Genomic DNA, 24,296 nt, shown 5'->3' on the forward strand with positions numbered 1-24,296 from the left:
CTAACATCCTGCGGGGCTTATCCTCAGCATGGAAAAGGCGGCGCTTTAGAGGAACACCGGCCTTTTCTGTGTCTCGGTACTTTAGGCCCCCAGCATCGGTTGCAGGTTATCCGCCACACTGAGCGGGGCTTCGGTGGCCGCACGAACCTCTTCCACCGTGTATTCCGGATTGATTTCCGTCAACAGCAAGCCCCGGTCCGTGACCTTCATAACACCCATTTCCGTAATGATGGTGGTGACGCAGTTTACTGCCGTGTAGGGCAGGGTGCACTTTTTGAGAATCTTGGGTTTCCCCTTAGCTGTGTGCTCCATTGCAACGATGCATTGCTTTGCTCCCACACACAGATCCATGGCCCCGCCCATTCCCGGCATTTTTTTGCCGGGAATGATCCAGTTTGCCAGACTGCCTTCCTCGTCAACCTCCAGCGCACCCAAAATACAGGCGTCCACATGACCGCCGCGAATCAGGGCGAAATTGGTGGCAGAATCCGTGAAGGCTCCGCCGGTGAGGACGGAGGAGGGGGCGCCGCCCGCGTCCGTCACGTGATAGGGCGCATAATGCCCGTCCTCTTCGCCGGGCCGTCCGCCTGCCCCGACGATGCCAAGCTCGGCGTGAATCGTCACTTCGATGTCCTTTGGCAGGAAGGACGGAATCATGGTTGGCAAGCCGATGCCAAGATTCACAATGTCCCCGTTTTTCAATTCTTTTGCCGCACGGGCGGCAATCACTTCCTTCGCGTTCACTGCGTCGCACCTCCCTCCACGATATAGTCCACCAAAATTCCCATGGTCATCACATCTTCCGGCTGAATTTCGCCGATGTCCACCAACTGCTCCGTCTCTACAATCACCAGCTCGGTGGCGCCTGCCATAGGGACGTTAAAATTGCGCATGGTCCCCTTATACCAAACGTTGCCTGCCATGTCGGTTTTATAGCCGCCAAGCAGCGCCACGTGGGCCTTCAGCGCCTTCATCAGAAGATAGTCCCTGCCGTCAATTGAGAGTTTGCGATCTGTGAGAGGGCTTTCCTCCACAACGGTACCCACGCCCACCGGCGTCAAAACGCCGCCAAGTCCCGCGCCCCCGGCACGAATCATTTCCGCAAGGGAGCCTTGCGGAACCAAATTCACCTCCAGCGTTCCTTCCATCGACTGCTGTCCTACCTCCGGCGACATGCCCACATGGGTGGCAATGACCCGCTTCACCTTGCGCCAGTGAATCAGACTGGCCACGCCGTAATACGGCTCGCCCCCCGGACCGACTTCCCGGCCCATGTCGTTTCCAATCAGGGTGAAGTTGCCCTTATCTGATTTAATCAGCTCGTCGATAATTGCATGGGCCTGCCCGCAGCCCAGAAAGCCGCCAATCATAATGGTTGCGCCGCTGGGAATCAGCGCCGCCGCTTCCTTTGCGGAAATCACTTGTTTATTTGCCACGCATGTTCCTCCATTTCGTGAGTGTATCTTAGAAATTTACATGATTAGTGCCTTTGAGCTTCAAAATCGCCCGGGCTTCTTCCGCCGTGGCCACCTCGCGGCCCAGAATATGCGCCGCCGAGGCAGCGGCCTGAATCTGCTCGGCATTGGATTTGGCCAGCACACGGGGGCGGATGTACAGGTTGTCCTCAAGGCCCACGCGGGCATTGCCGCCCATGGCCATCGCCGCCGTGATCATGGGGAACTGATGTCTTCCCGCCGCCGCGCAGGACCAGTTGAATTCGTCAAGCTGCTTTTCGGCGGTATTGCGCAGGAACACCAGATTGTCCACCGATGCGGGCAGCCCGCCCTGAATCCCCATGACGAATTGCAGATAAATGGGGCACTTCAAAATGCCCTGCTTTTTGAAATAGGCAATGTTGTTGATCATGCCTGCGTCATAGACTTCAAACTCGGGAATGGTGCCATTTTCCTGCATGGTGTGAATGTAGGTGTCCAGTCCCTGATAGGTATTGGCAAAGACGTTGTCGTAAGTACCCGCCAGATATTTTTTCTCCCACGCGGGGGCGTCGTCCGTCAACTGTGGGACAAGTCCCGCCAGAACAAAATTCATGGAGCCTGCGTTGCAGGAGGCTAGCTCCGGCTTCATATTGGGGACCACCGACAAACGCTCCTGAACCGTCATCATCTGGCTGGCTCCGGTGGTAATGCAGATGATAACGTCGCATTCTTCTTTAATGGCGCTCACCATCTGGCGCATCAGTTTAAGATCGGAGGACGGCTCCCCGGTTTTGGGATCTCTTGCGTGCAGGTGGACTACGGCCGCGCCTGCCCGGGCCGCGCCAACCGCCTGAGCGACGATATCCTCCGGCGTAATGGGCAGGTACGGGCTCATACTGGACACATGAACCGCGCCGGTGATGGCGGCAGTCAAGATTACTTTATTGTTTTTCATCAAAATGCCCCTTTCCGTTATTTCTTCACAAGGTTTCTGACCTCTTGAAAGTGCTGCTTGGTGCGGCTGTGGAAAAAGCCCAGATCGTTCATGCAGGTGACAAGCTGAAAGCCTTGACGAATGCGCCGGGCTGCGTCGTCGGCACTGGCGGTCACAATGCCGGGAATAATTCCATGTCTTTTGCATGCCGCCAAAATGCGATCAATTGCCGCCACCATTTCTGGCGCTTCCACCTTGTGGTTGGCGGAGGAATCGGCCTTAAACTGAATGCCCATTTCCAGAGACAAGTCCCCGGTGCCGATGAAAATTGCGTCCAGCCCCGGCGTTGCGGCAATTTCTTCAATATTGTTCAGACCCTCAAGGGACTCGCACTGAACAATGCACAGGGTATTGTCGTTGGCGTTTTTCACATACTCGTCGTATGCGCCCCAGCGGGGACCGCGTCCGCCGTTGGCCCCACGCTTACCAAGGGGAGGATATTTTAAGTACTGCACCGCGTGCTGTGCCTGGGAGGGGGTGCCCACCAGAGGGGCCATCACGCCGTGGACGCCCACGTCCAGCATCCGGCTCATCATGGGCGCGTCGTCCGGGTCGTAAACCCGGACCAGCGGCGCCATGCCGTACAGTTCCGAGGCGCGGCACATCTGGACGATGCTTTCCGCATCCGTCTCCGCGTGCTCGCAATCAATCATCACGAAGTCCAGTCCGCCAAGGCCCAGAATCTCGCAGTTCACCGCCGAGCCGGAGGCCACAAAGGCTCCCAGCGCATAGCCGTTTTCCGCAATTTTTTCCCGGACAAAATTACGCATTTTCATATCGATCTATCCTTTCCATGCCCGGTCCACCGCACTTTTTGGAGGCGGACCGGCTGCCGTTTCTTTTAATTAAGTACAGAGGCCGGTTTTCACAGGCCTCCGTACGTAAATGCTCTTCATTGAAAATTCCTGCGCAGGCCGAAAAATTATCCTCTGACCTCAGCGCCGGTATCCTGCGGCTCGGTCAGGTCGGGAACCTCCCGTCCGCCTGCATCCCAGTCGATATCATATTCGGATTTCAGCCACGCCTTGTACTCATCGCAGCTTGAAGAGCGCTTGGGAGACATGATATCCATCTGATAGCACGGGCCCTGAGAGCGATAAACCTGCGCGTAGTGCACATAGTGAGGAGGAACGTTGACCCAGCAGCCGGGGGACAGGCGGTAGGGAACACCGTCCACCCAGTAGTCGCACTCACCCTTGACGACGGTTGCAATCTGCTCGTTGGGGTGGGTGTGGGGTCCGATGGGCATTCCGTTGAACATCTGGCCCAAGCACATGTGCATGTTGGCGGCCTCCATAGCAAAGCACTTCATGTAGCACATGACCTTGCCGTCAACATCCTTTCTGTGATTGGGCATCCAGGGGAGATCGTTATAGTTGCCATACATAATTTTAGCCATGATTCAGTTTCCTTTCCAATTCGTTTATTTGCCTTTTCAGCGCAGGGATTTTCTTTGAAGAACAGGGGATCGCGTCAAAATTCCAGATAGCTCTGAGGAAGACCCTCCAGAATGTCAGAGGTCAGGCTGTAAGATGCAATGGGATAGCGCAGGCCGTTTTTGCTCAGTCCTTCCAGACCATTTAACGCGCGCACCAAGTCCTGAGGGGAAAAAGTCAGCCGCAATTCGTTTTCCCCCATACCGGCAAACTTCTTATCCGCATAGCACGGCAGGCTCATGGCCGGCTCTCCCGTCAGAAAAGTCTTTCCCCAGGAGTCCGAGCAGGTGGACTCGCCCACAAAGGTGAAATTCAGCTTTTTATAGTCCTCAAACTGATACCCAGACAACAGCATAAATGCCTGCGCAGGGCTCATGTACAGCACGCATACGTCCGGCTCAATCCGCCCTGCCGTCAGCGGAGACGCTACCACGGCAATGTACTCCGGCGGTATGCAGTTCAACGCCTGATTGTGCGCTTTTGACGCCTCAAGATTGTTAAACCAGACCCCGTTAAAGATTTCCCCGGAATGCCACTTCTCGTCCCGTTCAAACATCCCGTTGATTCCGCGGCAATAATTTGCGTGCACGTTTTCAAACTTGCAGGCGCTGGTCCAGTTATACTGAGCGGCATGACCCACAATGGTGCACGGCGGCAGATGCTTCTTATGAATTCGCACCTTCGGGATACTTTGCAGCTCCTCCTCCGTTTTGATCCATTTCATGGCAACAGGAGGTGTTTGCAGGCGCAGCAGCTTTGTCAGCCGCTCGACAATACTTTCCCAGTCATAGTTTTCCATGATGTCACTGTCCCTTCCTCTCAATGACAGGACCTCCTTGCCGGGCTGATTCGGCCCGATATATCCTGTCCGCCTTTTGTAATAGCATTTTAGATGCCAAGTTGACGACATTTAAAATTTTTTATTTTTTACTTTTTTAAGGGATGTTTGGCATCCGTTTTGCTTTTCTTAAAATTAGATATCAAATGGAATCTTCAGAATAAAAACTATGAATCAGGAAGGATTGACAGATATGGAGCAAAGCATAAAAGAAATCCCGTTTGGCGTGACGGTCGATGGGCAGGCGGTGCGGCTTTTCCGCATTCCCAACAGCACCAACGATTACGTTGAGGTATCCACATACGGGTGTAGCCTTAAGAGTGTTTTTATTCATAATCGTCGGGGTGCGCTTCAAAACATGCTGGCTGGCTTTGAGACGCTGGCGGAGTACGAGCAGGCCCCCACGCCCATATGCGGGATCGCTGCCGGCGCTGCTGCCGGAGACTATGCGCGGCTGCTGGCCCACAAGGTCTGGAAGGTGGAGGAGACCGGAGACAATTACGTGCTGATGTCCTGCGCCACCTCCGCGGAGGAGAGCGGCTGCGCCATGACCGTGGGGGTCCGCATCATGTGGGTTAATTTAAATCGTCTGGTGGTGGATTTATATGTGACGCCGGAGCAGCAAGCGGCAGTCAACTTCGCCTGTCAGCTTCCGTTCCGGATGCTGGAGAGCGGCGGGCTGGACGGCTACGTCACGCGCACCTTCTGTGCTACAACACTGGTGGAAGGAGAGGTGTGCCCCATCAGCGACACGTCATACGCCGACATGGCGTTTCAGCCTGTGGAGGGGTCTTCCGTCACCTTTATTTCAGGGGACGACGAGGTGAAGCCCATGGCCGAGCTGGCCAACGTTCAGGCAGGGCTTACGGTTTCCGTCTACGGGAATCTGTCCTCTCTTCGCGTGGAGCCGCAGCCGCAGCTTGGGTCCGTCCTTGTAAGTCAATCCATGATGCGGGAGGTCACGCTGGGCGGGGGCGAAACCCTGTCAGGCAGAGTCATTTATGGATTCGACAAGCTGCTTACAAAAGAGGAACTGGAAAACCCGGAGTCCTCCTGTTTTGGTGGATTTTGCTGACTGGGTTTATGTAAAAAGAGAGTGCGGGAACGTACATTTATAGCTTATGAAAGCGTCCGCACCCGCCGCTGACAAGCCGTTGGGCGGGCCTTTGCGTACAAAGACGCTTAAAGTGAATTGAATCCGGTTTGTTTTTCGTGATGAATTTCAAACATGAATTAAATGTGGATGTGCGACCCGAGGCAGGCAGTCGCATGCGGATTCTTCCTGTCTGCGGAAAATTGTCAGGTCTTGTTTGCGGGCTGGATAGGGCATCATTCGGCGTGTGAATGGCAGGCATCACAAATTGCTGTTTGGGGTTGTGCAATCCGCCCATAAAAAATTACCGATGGCAAAGTGTTTTTGTGCCGAAGCGATATTCGGTGATAAACGCAAAGTTTTTTATTGACTTCTCCCCGGGCCTTTGCTAAGATACGTTCAAACATGAAGATGTGAAGTAGTAAGCAGCATTGCCCTTTCAGAGAGTTGCCGTCTGGTGCGAGGCAACAGGGCGCAATCTGCCGAACTGGTCACGGAATGGCTGCGCCGAACACATAAGTAGGCGCGGACGGAAGCCCCCGTTACAGAAGGCAGAGGTATGTCAGTACCTCGTAAAGTGCATTCGCAAGAATGAAGAAGAGTGGTACCGCGTGAGGATTTTATCCTTTCGTCTCTTTGCTAAACCGCAAGGAGACGGAAGGATTTTTTGCGTCTTCTTGGACAGTATTTGGGAGGTCAACATGAAAACAGCAACGACGACACCGGCAGCAATTCCAAATCCCGACATGAAATCCAGAAGAAGCGCGTTTTTTCTCGCCTTTTCCGTGGGCTCGGTCCTATTCTCGGCCCATGCCGGGGGCGGCTTTGCCACCGGCAATCAGGCCAACACCTATTATGTGGGCCTTGGCTGGCTTGGCCCGGTGGCGGCCATTCTGGCGGTGCTCCTCATGTCCCTGACCATGAGGGAAGCCATGTTCTTTTACAATTCGCGGAACCTCAAATCCTACAAAGAGCTGTTTGAAGCCATTTTCAGCCCCTTCAAAAAGATTGAATGGCTTTTCGAGGTGTTTTTCTACATCATGGTGGTCATGGCCATTGCCGCCGCCATTTCGGGAGCGGCTTCTGCGCTGAACGCCTACTTTGGGATTCCCTATGCCATCAGTGTTTTTGCGGTCGGCGCGTTGGTGCTGACGCTTACCATTTTCGGCGCGAATCTGGTTCGTCTGGCCTCCACCTATATGGGCATGGCCATTCTGGTCATCGCCATCAGCATTTACGCCATCGGCATTACCAAGGGGGAGAACATCGCTACCGTTCTGTCCGCCAGCTTTCAAGACACCGGATTTTCTATGTTTCCCAAGGCGATTTTAAACGCTTTTGTCTACGCGGGCTTCCAGTGCGTCACGCTGCCCACCATGCTGGCCTGCGGCAAGCCGCTTTCCGATAAGCGGGGCTGCAACAAATCCATGAACATCGCCTTTGTTATGAACGCCGCCGCGTTGACCCTGTCGGTTTTCATGCTGCTGTCCTGGCAGGGATTTTATACCGCTGCGGAGGGTGGAACCGTGATCCCAACGCTCACTGTCTGCCGCGAGATCGGTATTCCGTGGCTCACGGTGGCCTATGGGGCCTGCCTGCTGCTGTGCCTGATTTCCACCGGCGTCACCACCACCTTCGGATTTGTGGCCAAGTTTGAAAATATCTCTGTTTTCAAGGGGATTGAGAATCCCGCCGTAAAAAACGGCATTATTGCCGCCTCCATCATCGCAATTTCCATGGGCATCTCCTTCGCGGGGCTGACCAACATCATCAAATACGGTTATGGCTACTGTGGGTATCTTGGCATCGCGGTGGTGATCGTCCCCATGCTGACCGTGGGCATTTATAAAAACCGTCAGTTTTTGGCGGCAAATCCGGGTTATAAGGGTTAAGGAGAGATAAGAAATGGAAAGAACACTGATTCCAAGCTATACCATCGGCGCGGACGCGTATGACGGAATTTCCTCCGTCTGCTCGGCCTACGGAACAAAAGTGGTGATGATCGGGGGCAAAAAGGCCATGGCCGCAGCGCAGGAGAAAATCATCTCCGCGCTGAAGGGTTCCTCTGTGGAGGTGGTCCGCTGCCTGTGGAACGGGGGAGAGGCATCCGTTGAAAATATTGAGCGGCTCACCCCCGACACGGAGGACGCGGACATGATTTTCGCCGTGGGCGGCGGAAAGGCCATCGACACCGCAAAGGTGCTGGCCCAGCGGGCAGGGAAGCCCTTCTTCACCTTCCCCACCATCGCCTCCACCTGCGCGGCATACACCAGCCTTGGCATTCTCTATCATCCGGACGGAAGCCTGCGGGAATACTCTTTCTCCAAGGTTCCGGCAAACCACGTGTTCATCAACACCCAAATTATCGCGGAGGCGCCCGTCAAATATCTCTGGGCCGGAATTGGCGACACCATGGCGAAGCACTACGAGTGCACCGTCTCTTCCCGGGGGCATACCCCCCGCCACTCCGACGGTATGGGCATCGCCCTGAGCACTATGTGTGCAAAGCCGCTGAAAATTTTCGGAAAGCAGGCCCTTAAGGACTGCGAAGCAAACACCGTGACCTCCGACCTGACGGAGACGGTGCTCGGCATCATTGTGTCCACCGGCATGGTTTCCAACTTTGTGCAGGTGGACTACACCACGGGCCTTGCCCACGCGGTGTACAACGGCTTCACGATTCTGCCCTCCACCGAGGAGTTTCACCATCTCCACGGTGAGGTGGTGGCCTACGGAATTCTGGTGCTGCTTACCGTTGACAAGCAGTATGAGGAACGGGACGAGGTGTTCCAGTTCAGCAAATCCATCGGCCTGCCCACGAAGCTTGCGGATATCCACGCCACGGAAGACGACCTGCAAAAGGTTGCCGCCAAGGCTTTGAAGGGTATCGACGTGCGGGTTTACCCCTACGAGGTGACCGACGCACTGATTATCAGCGGTATTCGGGAGCTAGAGGAATATAACCGGATGCAGGAGCAGACCCGCTGAAACGGCTGGCTGTTCCAGCGTATGGGGGCAGCTTGCCAGCGACTGGATAGGGTGCTGCTCTGCAGGCGGGCCGCCCGAAACTGTGGGGGGTTCGATTGAATCAGCCCTTTTTTGGGAACGGCGGCTGTGAAAAGATAAAAAAACCGCCCCGCCGAATTTCGGCGGGGCGGGGAAGACGGCGGATCAGCCGTCCAGCTTGGCGTTGCACTTTGCGAGGAACCGGGCGTTGTCGATGACGGCGCGGGTGTGAGTTCCGTGGCCGATAGAGCCTTTTTCGTCCCAGGCCGTGACCTTGAAGTCCACCATTTTGCCGTTTTCAGAAATGGCGGTGACTTCGGCTTCCGCCCAGACTTTCATACCCACGGGGGTGGGGGCGTCATGACTAATTTCAAGACCCACGCCAACGCTGCCCTTGCCCTCCTCAAGACCCTGCTGCAAGCAGTTGAGGGCTGCGGTTTCCATCAGGGCCACCATAAACGGCGTGCCAAACACCGGCAGCGCGCCGGACCCGGCGGCGGAGGCGGTCAGCGCGTCCGTAACTGTCTGTTCCCCACGGTAGGTTGTTCCGATTGTTACCATTTTTGCATTCTCCTTTGTTTGTTGAATTGTGTGTATTCATTATACCGATAAGCCCTTTGCCTTACAAGGGTAAAAAGAAAAAAACCGGATGGGACCGGTTTTTAGAGAAAATGCAGGCGGCGGGGAAACCGGATTCCGGTTTCCCCGCCGTTTTTTAATTGTCGGGCTTAAGCTTTCAGCCGCAGCCACTCGGAGTCGTAGAGCTTCAAGGTGGCCTCGGGCAGATTCAAAAACGCTTCGCAGCTTGCCAGCACCTCGTCCGAAGGATAGGCCACTGGGTCAGAGGTAATTTCCGGGTCCAGCGCTGCCTTGACGCTCATCAGGGGGGTGGAATAGCCGATGGCCTCGCAGTTGGCGACACCCACCTCCGTGGAGCACATGAAGTTGATGAACTTCTCCGCGTTTTCCTGATTGGCGGCGCCCACGGGGATGCACATGGCGTCGGTAAAGATGTTGGTTCCCTCGGAAGGGAGCACAAAGGCAAGATCCTCGTTATTGGCGTGCATGGAGAGATAGTCTCCCGCGTAATACACGCCCATGGCAGCTTCTCCGCCTTCCAGCTTGTCAAAAATCTCGTCCATGACATAAGCCTGAACGATGCCGTCCTTCTTCTGCTGAATAAGAAGGTCCGTGGCCTCGGCAATCTGGGTGGGGTCGGTGGTGTTGTAGGAATAGCCGAGGGTTTTCAGCGCCACACCGATGGCGTCCCGGGAGTTGTTGATCATCAAGACCTGCCCGGCGTATTTTGTGTCAAACAGGGCCTGATAGCTGGTGATGGCCTCATCCACCATGGATGTGTTGTAGATAATACCCACAGTCCCCCACATATAGGGGACGGAATAGGCGTTCTCCGGGTCATAGGCGGGGTTTATAAAGTTTGGGTCCACGTCCGCCGCATTGGGGATGTTGTCAAAGTTCAGCGGCAGAAGCATCTCCTCGTCAATCAGACGGGAGATCATATAGTCGGAGGGGATGATTACGTCATAGGAGTCTCCCTGCTTCAGGTTGGCGTACAGCGTTTCATTGTCGGGGCAAACGGTGTAGTTCACCTTAATGCCGGTGTCCTCCTGAAATTTTTTAATTACGTCCAGCGTTTCGTCCTGTCCGTCTGAGATATACTCGCCCCAGTTGAGAACGTTCACCTCACCGTTAGGATATTTGCCGGCAGAGTCGCCGCAGGCGGTGAGCAGGGGGCAGACCAAAAGGGCCGCCAGAGCCAGAGAGAGGATCTTTTTCAATTCTTCATATTCTCCTTTGCAGATTGTAGTATGGGGGCAAACGGCGCGCTGCGCCGGAGCCTTTAGGTTTTTGGGGTTAGGGCGGCGCGCTGCCGCCGCACGGCGGAATTCTGTCTGGACTGACGCAGGTTCACGATCACCAGCAGCGCCAGCACCGAGATAAATAAAAGCGTGGAAATTGCGTTGATTTCCGGGCTGATTTTCCGCCTTGCCATGGAGTAAACCTCCATCGCAAGGGTGGAAACCTTGTTACCTGCGGTAAAATAAGAAATCACGAAATCGTCCACCGACATGGTAAAGGCGATAATTGTCCCGTTGACAATGCCGGGCATCAGGTCGGGGAGAATGACCTTGCGGAAGGCGTAAAAGCCTCGGGCGCCCAAATCCTGCGCCGCCTCGTAGATGTGGGGGTCCAACTGCCGCAATCGGGGCATGACGGAGAGAATTACGTAGGGAATGTCAAAGGTAACGTGGGCGATCAGCATGGTGCCGAAGCCCTTGGCCAGCGTCATACCCGTAGCCTTGCCAACGGTGGCGTTAAACGCTCCGATGGCCAACATGAACAGGAGGGACAGAGACACACCTGTTACAATGTCCGCGTTGGTCAAAGGGATGTTGTTGATCGACATCAACGTGTGGCGGCTACGCCGCTTCATGGCCGCGAAGCCCATGGCGGCGGCAGTCCCCGCCACCATGGCGATGAGGGAAGCCAGCACGCTCACCAGAAGCGTGGTTCTCAAGGCACTGAGAATCGCGTCGTCCTGAAACAGGCGAACGTACCATTGCAGGGAAAAGCCACCCCACACTGTCCGGCTTTTCGTGGCGTTGAAGGAAAAGAAAATCAGCACGAAAATCGGCGCGTAGAGAAACAAAAAGGTCAGTCCCATCAACAGGCGGTTGCCGAAATGATTCGTTTTCACAGCAGCATCGCCTCCTCCTCGCCCTCTCCAAAGCGGTTCATCACGGCCATGGAAATCAGCACAATGGCCATCATCACAAGGGAGATGGCAGAGCCGAGGTAGGGGTTGTACGACCCGCCCAAAAATTGCGTTTCAATCAGGTCGCCCAGCAAGGTCACCATGCCGCCGCCAAGCAGGCGGGAGATGGCAAAGGTTGCAACCGAGGGGACGAACACCATGGTGACCCCGGAGAGAATCCCGGGAACCGACAAAGGGAAAATCAGCCTGCGGAAGACCACGGCGCTGTTGGCGCCCAAGTCCTGCGCCGCTTCAATCAGCCGTGGGTCAATTTTCTCAATCACCGTAAAAATGGGCAGAATCATAAAGGGCAGATAGTTATATACCATGCCCAGCACGATGGCCCCGCGGGTGTTGATCATGGGGAAATAGGTGAAATCCGTCCCGAACAGGCCGTTTACCAAAGCAATCAGGCCAATTTTTTGAAACAGGGTGTTCAAAAGCCCGGTGTTTTCCAAAATGGACATCCAGGAGTAGGTTTGAAGCAGAAAGTTCATCCACATGGGCAGCATAATCAGGATTGTGGCGATGCGCCGCAGGCCCGGACCCTCCCGGGCCAGAAACCAGGCCACGGGATAGCCAATCAGAATGCAGATCAGTGTAGCAATGGCCGCCAGCAGGAAGGACCGGCCGAACACGGCGGCATAGGTCCCCATGGCACGAAAATTTTCCAGCGTAAAGCTTGTGCCATTGTGAAAGGCGTAAATCACCACCAAAATCAGAGGCGCCACCACGAAAATCGCCATCCATGCCACATACGGCATGGCCAGACCCTTATTCCTCATGGTCGCCGCCCTCCGGGGAATCCTCCTCCTCGTCCAACGCCTCCGCGTCGGACAGCTCGTCGTATTCCTCGCTGTAAGAGCTGTAATCTCCGAATTTTCCGGAGTACGGGCTCTTTTTCATAATGTGAAACCCTTCCGGGTCAATTTTTACACCGATTTTTGCGCCCAAAGGGGAGTGGTCGGTGGTCTGAATCAGCCACTTGAAGCCACGGAAATCCACGATGATGTCATACTGCATCCCCTTGAAGGTCACGTTGGTGACGGTGCCCACAATCTGGCCCTGCTCCACGGGAACAATGTCGATATCCTCCGGGCGGACCACCACGTCCACCGGCTCGTTCGGTGCAAAGCCTCCGTCCACGCAGGGGAAGGTCTTGCCGTACAGCTTAACCACCCGGTCTTCAAGCATCACGCCGTCGATGATGTTGGATTCGCCGATAAAGTCCGCCACAAAGGCGTTTTTCGGCTCGTTGTAGATGTCCTCCGGCGTGCCGATCTGCTGAATGGAGCCCTTGTCCATCACCACGATGGTGTCCGACATGGTGAGGGCCTCCTCCTGATCGTGGGTAACATATATAAAGGTAATGCCCACCTGCTGCTGAATCTTTTTCAGTTCCATCTGCATATCCTTGCGCAGCTTCAGATCCAGCGCGCCCAGTGGTTCGTCCAAAAGCAGTACCTTGGGCCGGTTTACCAGCGCCCGGGCAATGGCAACCCGCTGCTGCTGGCCGCCGGAAAGAGCGTCCGTCTTGCGGTGCTCAAAGCCGAGAAGGCTGACTGTCTCCAGCATTTCCAAAACCTGCCGCTTGATTTCTGTCTCCGAGAGCTTCACCATCCGCTTGCCGGAGGGGTCCGCAGGATCGGGAACGCGCTTCATCCGCAGGCCAAAGGCCACGTTTTCAAATACGTTCATGTTGGGAAACAGGGCGTATTTCTGAAACACCGTGTTGATCTGCCGCTGAAAGGGCGGAACGTCATTAATCCTCACACCGTCGAACAGGACATCTCCCGACGTTGGCGTCGTGAAACCCCCGATGATACGCAGCGTCGTGGTTTTGCCACAGCCGCTGGGTCCAAGCAGTGTGAGGAATTCTTTGTCATTGATGTAGAGATTTAAGTGATCGAGAACAAGCTCGTCGTCAAACGCCATGCAGAGATCTCGCAGGCGAATCAACTCTTTGGACATTTATCCTCCCCCGTTTCTACAATTGATAGAATAAAAACGCCTCTTTTCTCTGTTGAGGGGGAACCTTTCTCGTTGAAATTCGGCAATTACAAACTATATCGAAAAGGCGCTGAAAAGTCAAGGAAAATAGCGATTTTTGAACGGAATATTTTCTACCCGCAAAACCTTGCCCCGCAGGTACTGAAGAATTCCCGCATCCGACTGAAAATCAAACGCCAGTTGATAAGACCAAAGGCACTGCTTTTGCTCCCCGTAGCGCCGATTTGTCTCGCCCCGGCCGTATTTGCCGTCTCCCAGCAGGGGACAGCCGATTTCCGCCATCGAAACACGGATTTGATGGGTTCTGCCTGTCAAAAGCTCGCACTCCACCAGAGACAGTTCGCCTTTCGTCTGCAAGGTTTTATAATAGGTAACGGCGCTGCGCCCGCCGGGGATGGGGCGGCGGTAAAAAGAAACCTCTTTTTTTCGCTCATCCTTTAAAAGAAAACCCTCGATTTTTCCGGCAGAGGGCCGAGGATTTCCCACCGCCACGCACAGATAGGTCTTTCGCAGCTCGTGAGTGCGGATTTTCTCGTTGACAATCCGCAGCGTCTCCGCGTTTTTCGCGGCGATGACGATGCCGCCGGTGTTGCGGTCGATGCGGTTGCAAAGGGCCGGGGCAAAAGAATTTTCCTCCGCCGGGTCCCACTCGTGCTGCTGGTAAAGGTACGCCTGAATGTGGTGGACCAGCGTGTTCACCTTTTCTGTTTCGTCGGCGTGAACCACAAGCCCTGGACGCTTATTTACCAGCAGAAGGTTTTCATCTTCATATATAATGTCAAGCTGGGGACGGAAGGCGGAGAGAAATTTGTCTTCCTCTGCGTCCGGCTCCTGAAAAAATTCGTCGTTGACGTACATCTGCACGATATCGCCCAATTCCAGCCGAACCTCCCGCTTTGCGCCCTTGCCGTTGACCTTCACCCGCTTGAGACGGATATATTTCTGCACCAGAGCGGGGGGCAGAGTGGGCGCGGCCTTGGCCGTGAATCGATCCAGTCGCTGTCCGGCGTCGTTTTTGTTGATGGTAAATTCCCGCATAGGACCCTCCAAATATCGGTATAGGCACATTGTAGCCGATTTTGGGAAAAAAGCAAGGAAATCTGAAAAAGTATTTGACAAGTCTTTCAATATCCATTATAATACTGCTCGTGTCATTGCGAGGTGTGCTATGCGTTTGGATGTAAAACCGATTTTGAATTTGCCCGGAAAATCCTTGGATTTTCATTTTTCCATGGATTTGTCCGACGCGGAGCTGAACGGTCAGTATCCCGTGGGAGAGCCGGTTGAGGTGGAAGGGTCTGTGCGCAACAGCGCGGGTGCGCTGGAGCTTTCCATGACTGCATTTGCCACGCTGGATGCCGTCTGTGACCGCTGCACGAAGCCTGTCCGGGTTCCCAAGGAAGTGGAGTTCTCCTGCCTTCTGGCGGAGGAGCTGGAAAACGGGGAAAACGACGAGATCATTTTGCTGGAAAATGGTGAGGTGGATGTGGGCGAGTTGGCCCGCACCGCGTTCATTCTTGAAATGGACGCCAAATTTTTGTGTTCTGAAGATTGCAAAGGACTTTGCTCCCGTTGCGGCGCCGACCTGAACCTCGGTCCCTGCGGCTGCAAGAAGGACGCGGACCCGCGTTTTGCGGCCCTTGCAAAGCTTTTGGAGAGCAACCAATAAATATGTAACAAGAGCGGAGAGGCCAAGCCCTACCGCTGATCTAAAGGAGGTGTCATCATGGCAGTACCCAAGACAAAAGTATCCAAGGCAAGACGGGATAAGCGCCGCAGCTCCACGTGGAAGCTGGCGACCCCCGGCCTCGTTGCCTGTTCCAAATGCGGTGCTCTGCACCTGCCTCACAGAATGTGCAAGGAGTGCGGCACTTACAACGGCCGGACCATCAAGGTCGTCAAGTCCGCGGCCGTGAACGCTGCGAAATAAGGTTTGCATCATAAATGGGGAGGAAAGAGTGCGCTCTTTCCTCCTTGTTTTGTGTCCGGCGAGGGATTGACCGCGCCGATGGATCTGTCGCGTGCTGTTAGTGGAAATCAAAACGCTGTACTTTTTTGATATGTATGGTATGATTAGCTTGAAAATGAGAATTTTACCATAGTATCTTTGCGGACGCCAGCGTTCCGTTTTGTGCGCCGGACTGGCTGGTATTCCGTCTGATTGATCGAAAACGAAAATAAATGCATCGCTTATTTTGCCCGGCTTTTGGGCATGAATCTATAGAAACGGGAGGAAACCCATGAAACCTATTGTTGCCATTGTGGGCCGGCCCAATGTGGGCAAGTCCATGCTGTTCAATAAGCTCATTGGCCGTCGGCTCTCCATCGTGGAGGACACGCCGGGAGTCACCCGGGACCGGGTGTATGGTGAGACGGATTGGAATGGCCGCACCTTTACACTGATTGACACCGGCGGAATTGAGCCCCGGACGGACGACCAGATTCTCACCTTTATGCGCCAGCAGGCGCAGCTTGCCATCGACCACGCCACAGTCATCGTCTTTTTAACGGACGTGAAGACCGGACTCACCGCCTCGGACCACGAGGTGGCGAATATGCTGCTCAAAAGCGGCAAGCCCATCGTTTTGGCGGTGAATAAGATGGACTCCACCGGCGCTATGAACCCGGACTTTTACGAGTTCTATAATCTGGGAATGGGGGACCCCGTTGCCGTCTCCGCCGTCCACGGCCACGGCACCGGCGACCTGCTGGACGCCTGTGTGGCCTATTTCCCTCCGGAAGAGGAAGAGTCGGAAGGGGCCGACGCCATCAAGGTGGCGCTGATCGGCAAGCCCAACGTGGGCAAGTCCTCGCTTTTGAACCGGATTTTAGGGGAGGAGCGGAGTATCGTCAGCGATGTGGCGGGCACCACGCGGGACGCCATTGACTCTCCCTTTGAAAACGAGCAGGGGAAGTTCCTGTTCATCGACACGGCGGGCATGCGAAAAAGGTCAAAGGTGGATGAGGATATCGAGCGGTACAGCGTTTTGCGGGCCACCATGGCCATTGAGCGCAGCGACGTGTGCCTGATCCTCATCGACGGACGGGAAGGTGTGACCGAGCAGGACACCAAGGTGGCGGGTCTTGCCCACGAGGCGGGAAAAGCCGCTGTCATCGTGGTGAATAAGTGGGACCTTGTGGACAAGGACGACAAGACCATGGACCGGCTCACCGCCGACATCCGGCGGGATTTGGGCTATATGACCTACGCTCCCATTCTGTTCATCTCTGCCCTGACGGGGCAGCGGGTGAACAAGCTCTTCGAGATGATTGTGGCTGTGAGCAATCAGGCGTCTTTGCGCATTACCACAGGGATGCTGAATAACGTCCTTTCCGACGCGCAGACCCGCGTGCAGCCCCCCTCCGACAAGGGTCGCCGCCTGAAAATCTACTATATGACGCAGGTGGGAATCCGTCCGCCCCATTTTGTGGTGTTTTGCAACGACGCCAGCCTGTTCCATTTTTCCTATCAGCGGTATCTGGAAAACCAAATCCGCGCCGTATTCGGACTGACGGGGACGCCCATCATCCTCTCCATCCGGCAAAAGGGCGACAGGGAGGAGTAAGGATATGGAGGCATCGGTTTCCATCTATCAGTTTTCACTGCTGCCTATGATTGGCCTTGGCGTGCTTGCGGCGCTGATCGCATATCTGCTGGGCTGCTTTAACGGGGCGGTGATCGTCTCCAAGTATATTCTGAAGGACGATATCCGCACCCATGGCAGCGGCAACGCGGGCCTGACTAACTTTTACCGCACCTTTGGGGGGGCGCTGACCTTTGTCGTCATTCTGACGGACGTGCTCAAGGCGGTGCTTGCCGTGCTGATCGGCAGCTGGCTCTTTGTGCACTTTCAGGCGCAGACGGCGCTGTTCGGCAAGTATTATGCGGGCCTGTTCTGCCTGATCGGGCATATGTTTCCCTGTATGTTCCACTTTAAAGGCGGCAAGGGCATCCTTTCCGGCGGCACGGTGGCCATTATGATCGACTGGAGGCTGGCGCTGATCGCCTGGGGGGCGTTTCTGCTAATAACAGCGCTGACGCGGTATGTCTCTCTCGGCTCCGTTTGTGCTGCCACCGCCTTCCCCACGGTCACGGTTTTTTTATATCAGGATTTAGTGCTGACAATTCTGAGTGCGGCCATCGGCGGGCTGATTCTCTATATGCATCGGGCTAATATCCGGCGGCTGCTTCGTGGCGAGGAGAGCAAGTTCAGCTTCCACAGAAAAGGGTGACGGGTTCCGAAAGATGCGCGCTATCCGGCGGAGAACCGCTGGGAAAATTTCCGGAGAAAGCGGGATTTGTATATGAAGGCAGTGGTTTTAGGTAGCGGCGGCTGGGGCACGGCTCTGGCCATGGTGCTGTGCGACAATGGGCACGACGTAACCCTCTGGTCCCACAGTCCGGGAAAAGCAGAGTTGATGGAAAAGGATCGGAAAAATTCGGCGCTGCCTGACGTGGAGCTTCCTGCCGCGTTGAAATTCAGCGGAGAGATTCGCTGCGTGGAGGACGCGGATATTGTGGTATCCGCCTCGCCGTCTTATGCCGTGCGGAGTAATGTCCGTCCCGCGGTACCGTTTTTGAAGGAGGGCACGGTGCTGGTCAGCGTGTCCAAGGGCATCGAGCGGGACACGAACCTGCGCATGAGCCAGCTTGTGCGGGAGGAAACGGGGGACCGCTTCCCCGTGACGGCTCTGTCCGGCCCCTCCCACGCGGAGGAGGTGAGCCTTCGTCTGCCCACCGGCTGCGTGGCGGCGGGGGAGAATGGCGAGGCCGTGAAGCTGGTGCAGGACGCGTTTATGAACCAAAATTTCCGGGTCTATACCAGCCCCGACATTGTGGGCGTGGAGCTGGGCGGCGCGCTGAAAAACGTTGTGGCTCTGAGTTGCGGAATCTGCGATGGAATGGGCTATCAGGATAACACCAAGGCCTTGCTGATGACCCGTGCCATGGGAGAAATCGCCCGGCTGGGCGAGACGCTGGGCGGACACCGCCAGACCTTTGCGGGCCTTGCGGGAATGGGGGACTTGATTGTCACCTGCACCTCCATGCACTCCCGAAACCGCCGCGCAGGCATCCTCATCGGACAGGGAAAGACCGCGCAGGAGGCCATGGAAGAGGTGGGCGCGGTGGTGGAGGGCTATTACGCCGCGGAAAGCGTCCATCAACTAAGCCTGAAGGCGGGCGTGGAAATGCCCATCTGCGCCTGTGCCTATCAGGTGCTTTACCGGGGCAGGGCCGTCCGGGACGTAGTGGCGGAGCTGATGGGTCGCTCTAAAAAAGACGAGCTGGGCTATGACTGGATGTAATGTGCGATAAAATGTGACCACGGGCAATTTTGACCGTGGTCACAAAATCCTGAAGAAATAAAAATAACTCCCGAACCACTTGGCTCGGGAGTTAATTCTCATATCAGACCGCTCTGGTAACTTTGCCGGAACGCAGACACCGGGTACAAACATATACATGGCGCGGCGTACCATTTACAACTGCTTTGACACGCTTTACGTTGGGCTTCCAGGGACGATTGGAACGTCTATGGGAGTGAGACACCTGAATCCCGAAGGTGACACCCTTATCGCAAAATTCGCACTTAGCCATCCGTTGCACCTCCTTGCTGTTGGGAAATCAAACCTGCTTTTCACAGGCACAAACGATATTTTAACAGATGAAAAGATAAAAAGCAAGGGGAAATCTTAAAAAATATTCAAAAATATTAAAGAGGGGCGGGCGGGGTGAAACAGTTGCGAAAAACAGACGCATACGTTATAATAATAACCAAAAAGCGGTTATGATAAAAATACCAATTCATGCCGCCGCGGCGCTGTGCGTCTGCGAACTGAAAACACCGCAGGGCGGCAGGCAAAAGGCCGCCCCGGAAGGAGACTGGCGCTTATGACGGCGAACGGACTGAAAATGACGGAGTTTGCGGCTGCCTTTGATTTGCAGCTACTCAATCGGGGGAGCGATTATGAAGAGGCGGTTCTTACCATCACGGACGTAAATCGGCCGGGGCTTCAGTTTTTGGGATTTTACGATTATTTTGATCCCCGCCGCCTTCAGGTGATCGGCAAGGCGGAGGTCATGTATTTGAAGGGCCTGAACGCACAGGAGCGGAAAAAGGCTTTTGACGACCTGTTTCTCTACGACATTCCGGCGCTGGTGGTTTCCCGGAATCTGGACTGCTTTCCCGAGTGTCTTGAAAGTGCAAGGGAATACGAGCGGACGCTGCTGCGTACTTCGGAAACCACTGTGGAGTTCACCTCTCACGCCATTGAGTTTCTCAATCGGCGGCTGGCCCCCTGCATAGGGCGGCATGGCGTTTTGATGGATGTGTACGGCGAGGGGATTCTGCTTACCGGGGACTCCGGCATCGGAAAGAGCGAGACGGCCATTGAGCTGATTATGCGGGGCCATCGGCTGGTGGCGGACGACTCCGTGGATATTCGCCGCATTTCCAATGAGCTGATCGGCACGGCCCCGGAGATGATCCGCCACTACATTGAGCTGCGGGGCATCGGCGTAATCGACGTGCGGCAGTTGTTTGGAATGCGGGCCATCAAGGAAGAGGCCCAGATTGATTTGGTGGTGGAGCTGGAGCAGTGGGACAGCAGCCGGGTTTACGACCGGCTGGGGCTGGAGGATCACTATTTGGAAATTCTGGATTTGCAGGTGCCCTGCGTCAACATTCCCGTGCGGCCCGGACGGAACCTGGCCAGCATTGTGGAGGTGGCCGCCATGAACAACCGCCACCGCCGCTTTGGCTACAACGCGGCGGAGGAACTGGTCCGGCGGGTGGACGAACGGGCGGACCGGGGAGCGCAGTGAGATGTACGTCGGTCTGGACGTAGGGGGCACGAATCTGCGGGCCGGTCTTGTGGATGAAACAGGGCACCTGCTGGCGGTGCGGAAAATTCCGCTGGGTGAGTTTCGGGGAGCGGAGCCTTTTGCAAAAACGCTTGCGTCTCTTGCCGCGCAGGCGGCACGGGACGGGGGCATATTCCCGGAGAGTCTTGCATACGTGGGTATGGGTATTCCCGGCGCGGCAGCGAAGGGAGAAGTGCTTTATACCTGCAATATTCCGATGAAAAACGTTCCCCTTGCGCGGTTGTTCCAAAGATATCTGGATGTTCCCGTCCTGCTGGAGAACGACGCCAACTGTGCCGCCGTGGGTGAATATTTTTGCGGCGCGGGACAGGGGACGAAAAATTTTGCCGTAGTGACACTTGGAACCGGCATCGGCGGAGGGTTTATTCTAAACGGAAAGCTCTACTCTTCCGGAGGAATGGCCGGCGAGGTGGGGCATATGGTAGTGGAGAAGGGCGGCGTGCCCTGCGCCTGCGGGCGGCGGGGCTGCTGGGAGGCCTATGCCTCCGCCACGGGCCTGATCCGCATGACGAGGGAAGCCATGGAGCGAGATAAAACCAGTGGCTTGTGGGAAGAATCCGATGGCGGAACCGCCGTCACTGGCAGGACGGTCTTTGCGGCGGCCCTGCGGGGGGATGAGACGGCGAAGGCGCTGTGCGAAACCTATGGTTCGTATCTGGCGGCGGGAGTTGTAAACCTTTTAAACATATTCCAGCCGGAGGTGCTTGCCATCGGGGGCGGAATCGGAGAGGCGGAGGAGGCCCTGCTGCTTGCTCCTCTGCGGGAAATTGTGGACCGGGAGAGCTATGCCGTCCACTGCGGCGGGAAGGTATCCGTGGTCCGGGCCGTGCTTGGCGGCGACGCGGGAATGATTGGCGCGGCGCTACTGGGACGGGTAATCTGAATTTTTGAGGGGGAGCCGTATGGATTGGGCGGAGGAGCTGGACAAATGGGCGGCGGACTATCTGCCGGACCTTGCAATGAAAACCGACGAGGCCATGAGCCGCCATACCTCTTTTCACATCGGCGGACCGGCAAGGCGCATGGCCTTTCCCCGCAGCGGGGAGCAGGCGGTGCTGCTGACGGACTTTGCCCGAAGCTGCGGGGCGCGGCCTCTGGTGATGGGAAACGGGACAAATCTGCTGGTGCCTGACGAAGGGCTGGACCGACTGGTGATTGACACCACCGCCGGGCTGAATCACTTGGAACCGAGCGTGGAGGAAACCGAGCTGAAGGCCGAGACCGGAACGTCTCTGGCGCGGCTGGCGGACCTTGCGCAAAAGCAGGGCCTTACGGGATTGGAGTTTGCCCACGGAATCCCTGGTACGGTGGGAGGCGCCCTGTGCATGAACGCCGGAGCTTACGGCGGGGAGATGAAGCAGGTGGTGGCCGGAGCTTCCCTGTTGGACCCGGAGGAAGGTGTGAAGTACCTCTCGGCGGAGGAACTGGACCTTGGCTATCGCCGCAGTGTGCTGACCGACCACCCGGACTGGGTGGTTTTATACGCTGTCTTCCGCCTGACGCCCGGCGACCCGGTGCAAATCCGGGCGAGGATGGACGACTTGAAAGCAAGGCGCAAAGCCAGTCAGCCCTTGGAGCTTCCCAGCGCGGGCAGCACCTTTAAGCGCCCGGTGGGCGCTTACGCGGGGACCCTGATCGACCAATGCGGCCTGAAGGGACTGCGGGTGGGCGGCGCGCAGGTAAGCGAGAAGCACGCGGGCTTTGTCGTGAACCGGGGGAACGCCACCTTTGCCGACGTGACGGAGCTGATTCGTCAGATTCAGCAGCGGGTGGAGGAGCTTTCCGGGATTCGTCTGGAGCCGGAGGTTAAAATCGTGCGGTGAGCGCCGCGCGGGAGAGAGAAGCGGGTGATTGCATGGAAATTTTGATTATTTCCGGCCTGTCCGGGGCTGGAAAGAGCAAGGCCGCCTCCTTTTTGGAGGATTTGGGCTTTTATATCGTGGACAATATGCCCGCGGCGATGATTCTGAAATTTGCGGAGTTCTGCGCCGGGGGCAATGGACGGTATGACCGGGTGGCGCTGGTGTACGATGTGCGGACCTCGGATTCCTTCACGGAGCTGTTCGACGTGCTGGAAAAACTGCGGGGCATGGGCGGCGTGTGCCGGATGCTGTTTTTGCAGGCCTCGCCGGAGACGGTGATCAAGCGGTATAAGGAGACGCGCCGCCGCCATCCGCTCAGCGGAGGGACGGATACTCTGGAGGAAGCTGTCCGCCGGGAGATTGAGGTGATGCGCCCTGTAAAGGAACAGGCGGACTACGTGATCGACACCAGCAGCCTGTCCACCGCGCAGCTCCGGGCTGAGCTTTTGCGGCTTTTCAGCGAAAAGGACGAGAAGACGGGGATGACCGTGGCGGTGACCTCCTTCGGTTTTAAATATGGCTTACCGCTGGAGGCCGATCTGGTGCTGGACGTGCGGTTTTTGCCAAACCCGTTTTATATTGAGGAGCTGCGGGAAAAAACGGGGCTGGACAAGGATGTGTCCGACTATGTATTCTCCTTCCGTCAGGCAAGGGAATTTCTCGACAAGCTGAAGGATTTGCTGGCGCTGACGCTGCCGTTGTACGCAGGGGAGGGAAAAACCAGCCTCACCGTGTCGGTGGGGTGTACCGGCGGACGGCACCGCTCCGTGGCCGTGGCCCATGCGCTGACAGGCTATATCCGTCAGTTGGGCTACCCCGTGACGGAGTATCACCGGGACATGCCCAAGGGCTGACAGGCCCCGGGGTGAAAGGAACGCCATGGAAAATCAACACACGCTCTACCGTCCCCCAAGAGCGCGGGGGCCGAGAATTGCTGTCATCGGCGGCGGACACGGCCTTTCCAACATGCTGCGGGGACTGAAGCAATATACGGAAAATCTGACCGCCATCGTCACGGTGGCGGACGACGGCGGCCGCTCCGGGGCGCTGCGCAGCGATTTGCGGATGCCTCCCCCGGGAGATATCCGCAACTGCCTTGAGGCGCTGGCCAACACGGAGCCGCTGATGGCGGAGCTGCTGCACTACCGCTTTTCGGAGGGTGTGCTTGCCGGACAGAGCTTTGGAAACCTGTTTCTGGCGGCGCTGAACGGCATTTCCCCCTCCTTTGACGCGGCGGTGAGCCGCATGAGCGAGGTTTTGGCCATCACGGGGCGGGTGCTGCCCGTTACCAATGCCAACGTGCAGCTAGAGGCAGAGTTTGAAAACGGCGTGCGGGTGGTGGGGGAGTCGAAAATCTTCTTCTGCAAAAAGGAGCAGGACTGCCGCATTCGCCGGGTTCGGCTTTTGCCGGAGAAGCCCCCGGCGCTGCCGGAGGCGGTGGAGGCGATTTTGCAGGCGGACATGGTGGTGCTGGGGCCGGGAAGTCTGTATACCAGCATCATTCCAAACCTGCTGGTGGACGGCATTGTGGACGCCGTCCGGAAGGCGGACGGACTGAAAGTCTATGTCTGCAACGTCATGACGCAAGAGGGAGAAACGGAGGGCTACACCGCAGCGGACCACATTGCGGCCCTGTTCAAGCACTCCGCGCCCGGGCTGTTTGATTTGTGCCTGACCAACGCATCGCCCATTCCCCGGAGCGTGGCCCAGCGGTACGAACAGGAGGGGGCGGAGCCTATTTGCCGGGACAAGGAGCGGTGCGCCGCCCTTGGTGTGGAGCTTGTCAACCGGCCTGTTGCCACGGTGGAGGACGGCTTTGTGCGCCACGACCCCGCAAGCCTTGCGCGGGAGCTGATTCTGCTCCACGCGGAGCGCAGCGTCCGCATCGCGGGGGACCGGTTTGCCACAGGGGGAGACTTTTACAGGGCGGAACACATGAAAGAGTGAGGAGGTGAGAGG

Annotated in this window: 26 protein-coding genes and 1 other annotated feature; of the genes, 13 read left to right on the forward strand and 13 right to left on the reverse strand. The window is 56.4% G+C overall.

From position 1 onward, the window contains the following. Positions 1 to 81: 81 nt before the first annotated feature. The 6 genes from RTK01_RS06605 to RTK01_RS06630 form a co-directional block, all read right to left on the reverse strand. Positions 82 to 744, reverse strand: coding sequence for a 3-oxoacid CoA-transferase subunit B (locus RTK01_RS06605; RefSeq protein WP_312280216.1), 663 nt, complete (start codon positions 742 to 744; stop codon positions 82 to 84). Next, the gene (locus RTK01_RS06610; RefSeq protein ID WP_312280217.1) at positions 741 to 1,436 is read right to left on the reverse strand and encodes a 3-oxoacid CoA-transferase subunit A; all 696 of its coding nucleotides are present in this window, start codon (positions 1,434 to 1,436) and stop codon (positions 741 to 743) included. Before RTK01_RS06610 ends, RTK01_RS06605 begins: the two co-directional genes overlap by 4 nt. 28 nt (positions 1,437 to 1,464) lie before the next feature. Continuing rightward, the gene (locus tag RTK01_RS06615) at positions 1,465 to 2,391 is read right to left on the reverse strand and encodes a 3-keto-5-aminohexanoate cleavage protein (protein WP_312280218.1); all 927 of its coding nucleotides are present in this window, start codon (positions 2,389 to 2,391) and stop codon (positions 1,465 to 1,467) included. Between the two features lie 17 nt (positions 2,392 to 2,408). Continuing rightward, positions 2,409 to 3,206, reverse strand: coding sequence for an aldolase/citrate lyase family protein (locus RTK01_RS06620; protein WP_312280219.1), 798 nt, complete (start codon positions 3,204 to 3,206; stop codon positions 2,409 to 2,411). A gap of 146 nt (positions 3,207 to 3,352) precedes the next feature. After that, positions 3,353 to 3,829 carry a cupin domain-containing protein gene (locus RTK01_RS06625; RefSeq protein WP_312280220.1) on the reverse strand — a complete coding sequence of 159 codons (477 nt, stop codon included), beginning with the start codon at positions 3,827 to 3,829 and terminating at the stop codon, positions 3,353 to 3,355. Positions 3,830 to 3,903: 74 nt separating this feature from the next. Further along, positions 3,904 to 4,689 (reverse strand): DUF169 domain-containing protein, encoded by a 786-nt coding sequence (locus RTK01_RS06630; protein WP_312280221.1) that lies wholly within the window; start codon positions 4,687 to 4,689, stop codon positions 3,904 to 3,906. A 208-nt stretch (positions 4,690 to 4,897) separates the two neighbouring features. On the opposite strand from RTK01_RS06630, the gene RTK01_RS06635 reads away from it, so the two are divergent. The 3 genes from RTK01_RS06635 to RTK01_RS06645 all read left to right on the forward strand — a co-directional run bounded on the left by RTK01_RS06635 (position 4,898) and on the right by RTK01_RS06645 (position 8,785). Then, complete coding sequence (locus RTK01_RS06635) at positions 4,898 to 5,779, forward strand: hypothetical protein (protein WP_312280222.1); 882 nt, start codon at positions 4,898 to 4,900, stop codon at positions 5,777 to 5,779. Positions 5,780 to 6,196: 417 nt separating this feature from the next. Then, positions 6,197 to 6,436: a binding site (T-box leader), on the forward strand. 62 nt (positions 6,437 to 6,498) lie between these two features. Beyond that, positions 6,499 to 7,689, forward strand: a complete 1,191-nt coding sequence (locus tag RTK01_RS06640; RefSeq protein ID WP_312280223.1) for a hypothetical protein — start codon at positions 6,499 to 6,501, stop codon at positions 7,687 to 7,689. 13 nt (positions 7,690 to 7,702) lie between these two features. Then, positions 7,703 to 8,785 (forward strand): iron-containing alcohol dehydrogenase family protein, encoded by a 1,083-nt coding sequence (locus RTK01_RS06645; RefSeq protein ID WP_312280224.1) that lies wholly within the window; start codon positions 7,703 to 7,705, stop codon positions 8,783 to 8,785. 183 nt (positions 8,786 to 8,968) lie between these two features. Here RTK01_RS06645 and RTK01_RS06650 read toward each other — a convergent pair whose 3' ends face one another. From RTK01_RS06650 to RTK01_RS06675, 6 genes are all read right to left on the reverse strand, one after another. Continuing rightward, the gene (locus RTK01_RS06650; protein WP_312280225.1) at positions 8,969 to 9,364 is read right to left on the reverse strand and encodes a thioesterase family protein; all 396 of its coding nucleotides are present in this window, start codon (positions 9,362 to 9,364) and stop codon (positions 8,969 to 8,971) included. A 167-nt stretch (positions 9,365 to 9,531) separates the two neighbouring features. After that, complete coding sequence (locus RTK01_RS06655) at positions 9,532 to 10,602, reverse strand: spermidine/putrescine ABC transporter substrate-binding protein (protein ID WP_312280226.1); 1,071 nt, start codon at positions 10,600 to 10,602, stop codon at positions 9,532 to 9,534. Positions 10,603 to 10,664: 62 nt separating this feature from the next. Beyond that, positions 10,665 to 11,489 (reverse strand): ABC transporter permease, encoded by an 825-nt coding sequence (locus RTK01_RS06660; RefSeq protein ID WP_312280242.1) that lies wholly within the window; start codon positions 11,487 to 11,489, stop codon positions 10,665 to 10,667. A 29-nt stretch (positions 11,490 to 11,518) separates the two neighbouring features. Then, complete coding sequence (locus tag RTK01_RS06665) at positions 11,519 to 12,364, reverse strand: ABC transporter permease (RefSeq protein WP_312280227.1); 846 nt, start codon at positions 12,362 to 12,364, stop codon at positions 11,519 to 11,521. Continuing rightward, positions 12,354 to 13,550, reverse strand: coding sequence for an ABC transporter ATP-binding protein (locus tag RTK01_RS06670; protein ID WP_312280228.1), 1,197 nt, complete (start codon positions 13,548 to 13,550; stop codon positions 12,354 to 12,356). The genes RTK01_RS06665 and RTK01_RS06670 overlap by 11 nt, the downstream gene beginning before the upstream one ends. 117 nt (positions 13,551 to 13,667) lie before the next feature. Further along, a complete protein-coding gene (locus RTK01_RS06675; protein ID WP_312280229.1) occupies positions 13,668 to 14,627 on the reverse strand; it encodes an RluA family pseudouridine synthase in 960 nt (319 codons plus the stop codon). Positions 14,628 to 14,757: 130 nt separating this feature from the next. On the opposite strand from RTK01_RS06675, the gene RTK01_RS06680 reads away from it, so the two are divergent. The 5 genes from RTK01_RS06680 to RTK01_RS06700 all read left to right on the forward strand — a co-directional run bounded on the left by RTK01_RS06680 (position 14,758) and on the right by RTK01_RS06700 (position 18,896). Continuing rightward, entirely contained in the window at positions 14,758 to 15,258 is a 501-nt protein-coding gene (locus RTK01_RS06680) for a DUF177 domain-containing protein (protein ID WP_312280230.1), read from the forward strand. A gap of 57 nt (positions 15,259 to 15,315) precedes the next feature. Further along, a complete protein-coding gene (gene rpmF, locus RTK01_RS06685) occupies positions 15,316 to 15,519 on the forward strand; it encodes a 50S ribosomal protein L32 (RefSeq protein ID WP_293010272.1) in 204 nt (67 codons plus the stop codon). Positions 15,520 to 15,829: 310 nt separating this feature from the next. Next, positions 15,830 to 17,155 (forward strand): ribosome biogenesis GTPase Der, encoded by a 1,326-nt coding sequence (der, locus tag RTK01_RS06690; RefSeq protein ID WP_312280231.1) that lies wholly within the window; start codon positions 15,830 to 15,832, stop codon positions 17,153 to 17,155. Between the two features lie 4 nt (positions 17,156 to 17,159). Beyond that, positions 17,160 to 17,822 (forward strand): glycerol-3-phosphate 1-O-acyltransferase PlsY, encoded by a 663-nt coding sequence (gene plsY, locus RTK01_RS06695; RefSeq protein ID WP_312280232.1) that lies wholly within the window; start codon positions 17,160 to 17,162, stop codon positions 17,820 to 17,822. Positions 17,823 to 17,894: 72 nt separating this feature from the next. Further along, positions 17,895 to 18,896 (forward strand): NAD(P)H-dependent glycerol-3-phosphate dehydrogenase, encoded by a 1,002-nt coding sequence (locus RTK01_RS06700; protein ID WP_312280243.1) that lies wholly within the window; start codon positions 17,895 to 17,897, stop codon positions 18,894 to 18,896. 103 nt (positions 18,897 to 18,999) lie between these two features. Here RTK01_RS06700 and rpmB read toward each other — a convergent pair whose 3' ends face one another. Then, the gene (rpmB, locus tag RTK01_RS06705; protein ID WP_293010275.1) at positions 19,000 to 19,188 is read right to left on the reverse strand and encodes a 50S ribosomal protein L28; all 189 of its coding nucleotides are present in this window, start codon (positions 19,186 to 19,188) and stop codon (positions 19,000 to 19,002) included. A gap of 294 nt (positions 19,189 to 19,482) precedes the next feature. Here rpmB and hprK point away from each other — a divergent pair, with 294 nt between their 5' ends. The 5 genes from hprK to RTK01_RS06730 are packed head-to-tail and all read left to right on the forward strand — an operon-like array spanning position 19,483 to position 24,284. Continuing rightward, positions 19,483 to 20,415, forward strand: a complete 933-nt coding sequence (hprK, locus tag RTK01_RS06710; protein ID WP_293010276.1) for an HPr(Ser) kinase/phosphatase — start codon at positions 19,483 to 19,485, stop codon at positions 20,413 to 20,415. 1 nt (position 20,416) lies between these two features. After that, positions 20,417 to 21,358, forward strand: coding sequence for an ROK family protein (locus RTK01_RS06715; RefSeq protein ID WP_312280233.1), 942 nt, complete (start codon positions 20,417 to 20,419; stop codon positions 21,356 to 21,358). 19 nt (positions 21,359 to 21,377) lie between these two features. Further along, complete coding sequence (gene murB / locus RTK01_RS06720) at positions 21,378 to 22,298, forward strand: UDP-N-acetylmuramate dehydrogenase (protein ID WP_312280234.1); 921 nt, start codon at positions 21,378 to 21,380, stop codon at positions 22,296 to 22,298. 32 nt (positions 22,299 to 22,330) lie between these two features. Next, a complete protein-coding gene (rapZ, locus tag RTK01_RS06725; protein WP_312280235.1) occupies positions 22,331 to 23,191 on the forward strand; it encodes an RNase adapter RapZ in 861 nt (286 codons plus the stop codon). A gap of 25 nt (positions 23,192 to 23,216) precedes the next feature. Continuing rightward, a complete protein-coding gene (locus RTK01_RS06730; protein WP_312280236.1) occupies positions 23,217 to 24,284 on the forward strand; it encodes a YvcK family protein in 1,068 nt (355 codons plus the stop codon). The last annotated feature ends 12 nt before the right edge of the window (positions 24,285 to 24,296 follow it).

Source organism: Oscillibacter sp. (assembly GCF_031978065.1).
Classification (GTDB): Bacteria; Bacillota; Clostridia; order Oscillospirales; family Oscillospiraceae; genus Oscillibacter.

Bases quoted from the DNA above. Each gene is read 5' to 3' on its own strand.
- RTK01_RS06660 (WP_312280242.1), bottom strand. From the start codon at position 11,489: ATGGGACTGACCTTTTTGTTTCTCTACGCGCCGATTTTCGTGCTGATT.
- RTK01_RS06730 (WP_312280236.1), top strand. From the start codon at position 23,217: ATGGAAAATCAACACACGCTCTACCGTCCCCCAAGAGCGCGGGGGCCG.
- RTK01_RS06675 (WP_312280229.1), bottom strand. From the start codon at position 14,627: ATGCGGGAATTTACCATCAACAAAAACGACGCCGGACAGCGACTGGAT.
- RTK01_RS06715 (WP_312280233.1), top strand. From the start codon at position 20,417: ATGTACGTCGGTCTGGACGTAGGGGGCACGAATCTGCGGGCCGGTCTT.
- RTK01_RS06615 (WP_312280218.1), bottom strand. From the start codon at position 2,391: ATGAAAAACAATAAAGTAATCTTGACTGCCGCCATCACCGGCGCGGTT.
- RTK01_RS06645 (WP_312280224.1), top strand. From the start codon at position 7,703: ATGGAAAGAACACTGATTCCAAGCTATACCATCGGCGCGGACGCGTAT.
- hprK (WP_293010276.1), top strand. From the start codon at position 19,483: ATGACGGCGAACGGACTGAAAATGACGGAGTTTGCGGCTGCCTTTGAT.
- rpmF (WP_293010272.1), top strand. From the start codon at position 15,316: ATGGCAGTACCCAAGACAAAAGTATCCAAGGCAAGACGGGATAAGCGC.
- RTK01_RS06700 (WP_312280243.1), top strand. From the start codon at position 17,895: ATGAAGGCAGTGGTTTTAGGTAGCGGCGGCTGGGGCACGGCTCTGGCC.
- plsY (WP_312280232.1), top strand. From the start codon at position 17,160: ATGGAGGCATCGGTTTCCATCTATCAGTTTTCACTGCTGCCTATGATT.
- RTK01_RS06640 (WP_312280223.1), top strand. From the start codon at position 6,499: ATGAAAACAGCAACGACGACACCGGCAGCAATTCCAAATCCCGACATG.
- RTK01_RS06665 (WP_312280227.1), bottom strand. From the start codon at position 12,364: ATGAGGAATAAGGGTCTGGCCATGCCGTATGTGGCATGGATGGCGATT.
- murB (WP_312280234.1), top strand. From the start codon at position 21,378: ATGGATTGGGCGGAGGAGCTGGACAAATGGGCGGCGGACTATCTGCCG.
- RTK01_RS06680 (WP_312280230.1), top strand. From the start codon at position 14,758: ATGCGTTTGGATGTAAAACCGATTTTGAATTTGCCCGGAAAATCCTTG.
- RTK01_RS06620 (WP_312280219.1), bottom strand. From the start codon at position 3,206: ATGAAAATGCGTAATTTTGTCCGGGAAAAAATTGCGGAAAACGGCTAT.
- RTK01_RS06625 (WP_312280220.1), bottom strand. From the start codon at position 3,829: ATGGCTAAAATTATGTATGGCAACTATAACGATCTCCCCTGGATGCCC.
- RTK01_RS06635 (WP_312280222.1), top strand. From the start codon at position 4,898: ATGGAGCAAAGCATAAAAGAAATCCCGTTTGGCGTGACGGTCGATGGG.
- RTK01_RS06650 (WP_312280225.1), bottom strand. From the start codon at position 9,364: ATGGTAACAATCGGAACAACCTACCGTGGGGAACAGACAGTTACGGAC.
- der (WP_312280231.1), top strand. From the start codon at position 15,830: ATGAAACCTATTGTTGCCATTGTGGGCCGGCCCAATGTGGGCAAGTCC.
- rpmB (WP_293010275.1), bottom strand. From the start codon at position 19,188: ATGGCTAAGTGCGAATTTTGCGATAAGGGTGTCACCTTCGGGATTCAG.
- RTK01_RS06670 (WP_312280228.1), bottom strand. From the start codon at position 13,550: ATGTCCAAAGAGTTGATTCGCCTGCGAGATCTCTGCATGGCGTTTGAC.
- rapZ (WP_312280235.1), top strand. From the start codon at position 22,331: ATGGAAATTTTGATTATTTCCGGCCTGTCCGGGGCTGGAAAGAGCAAG.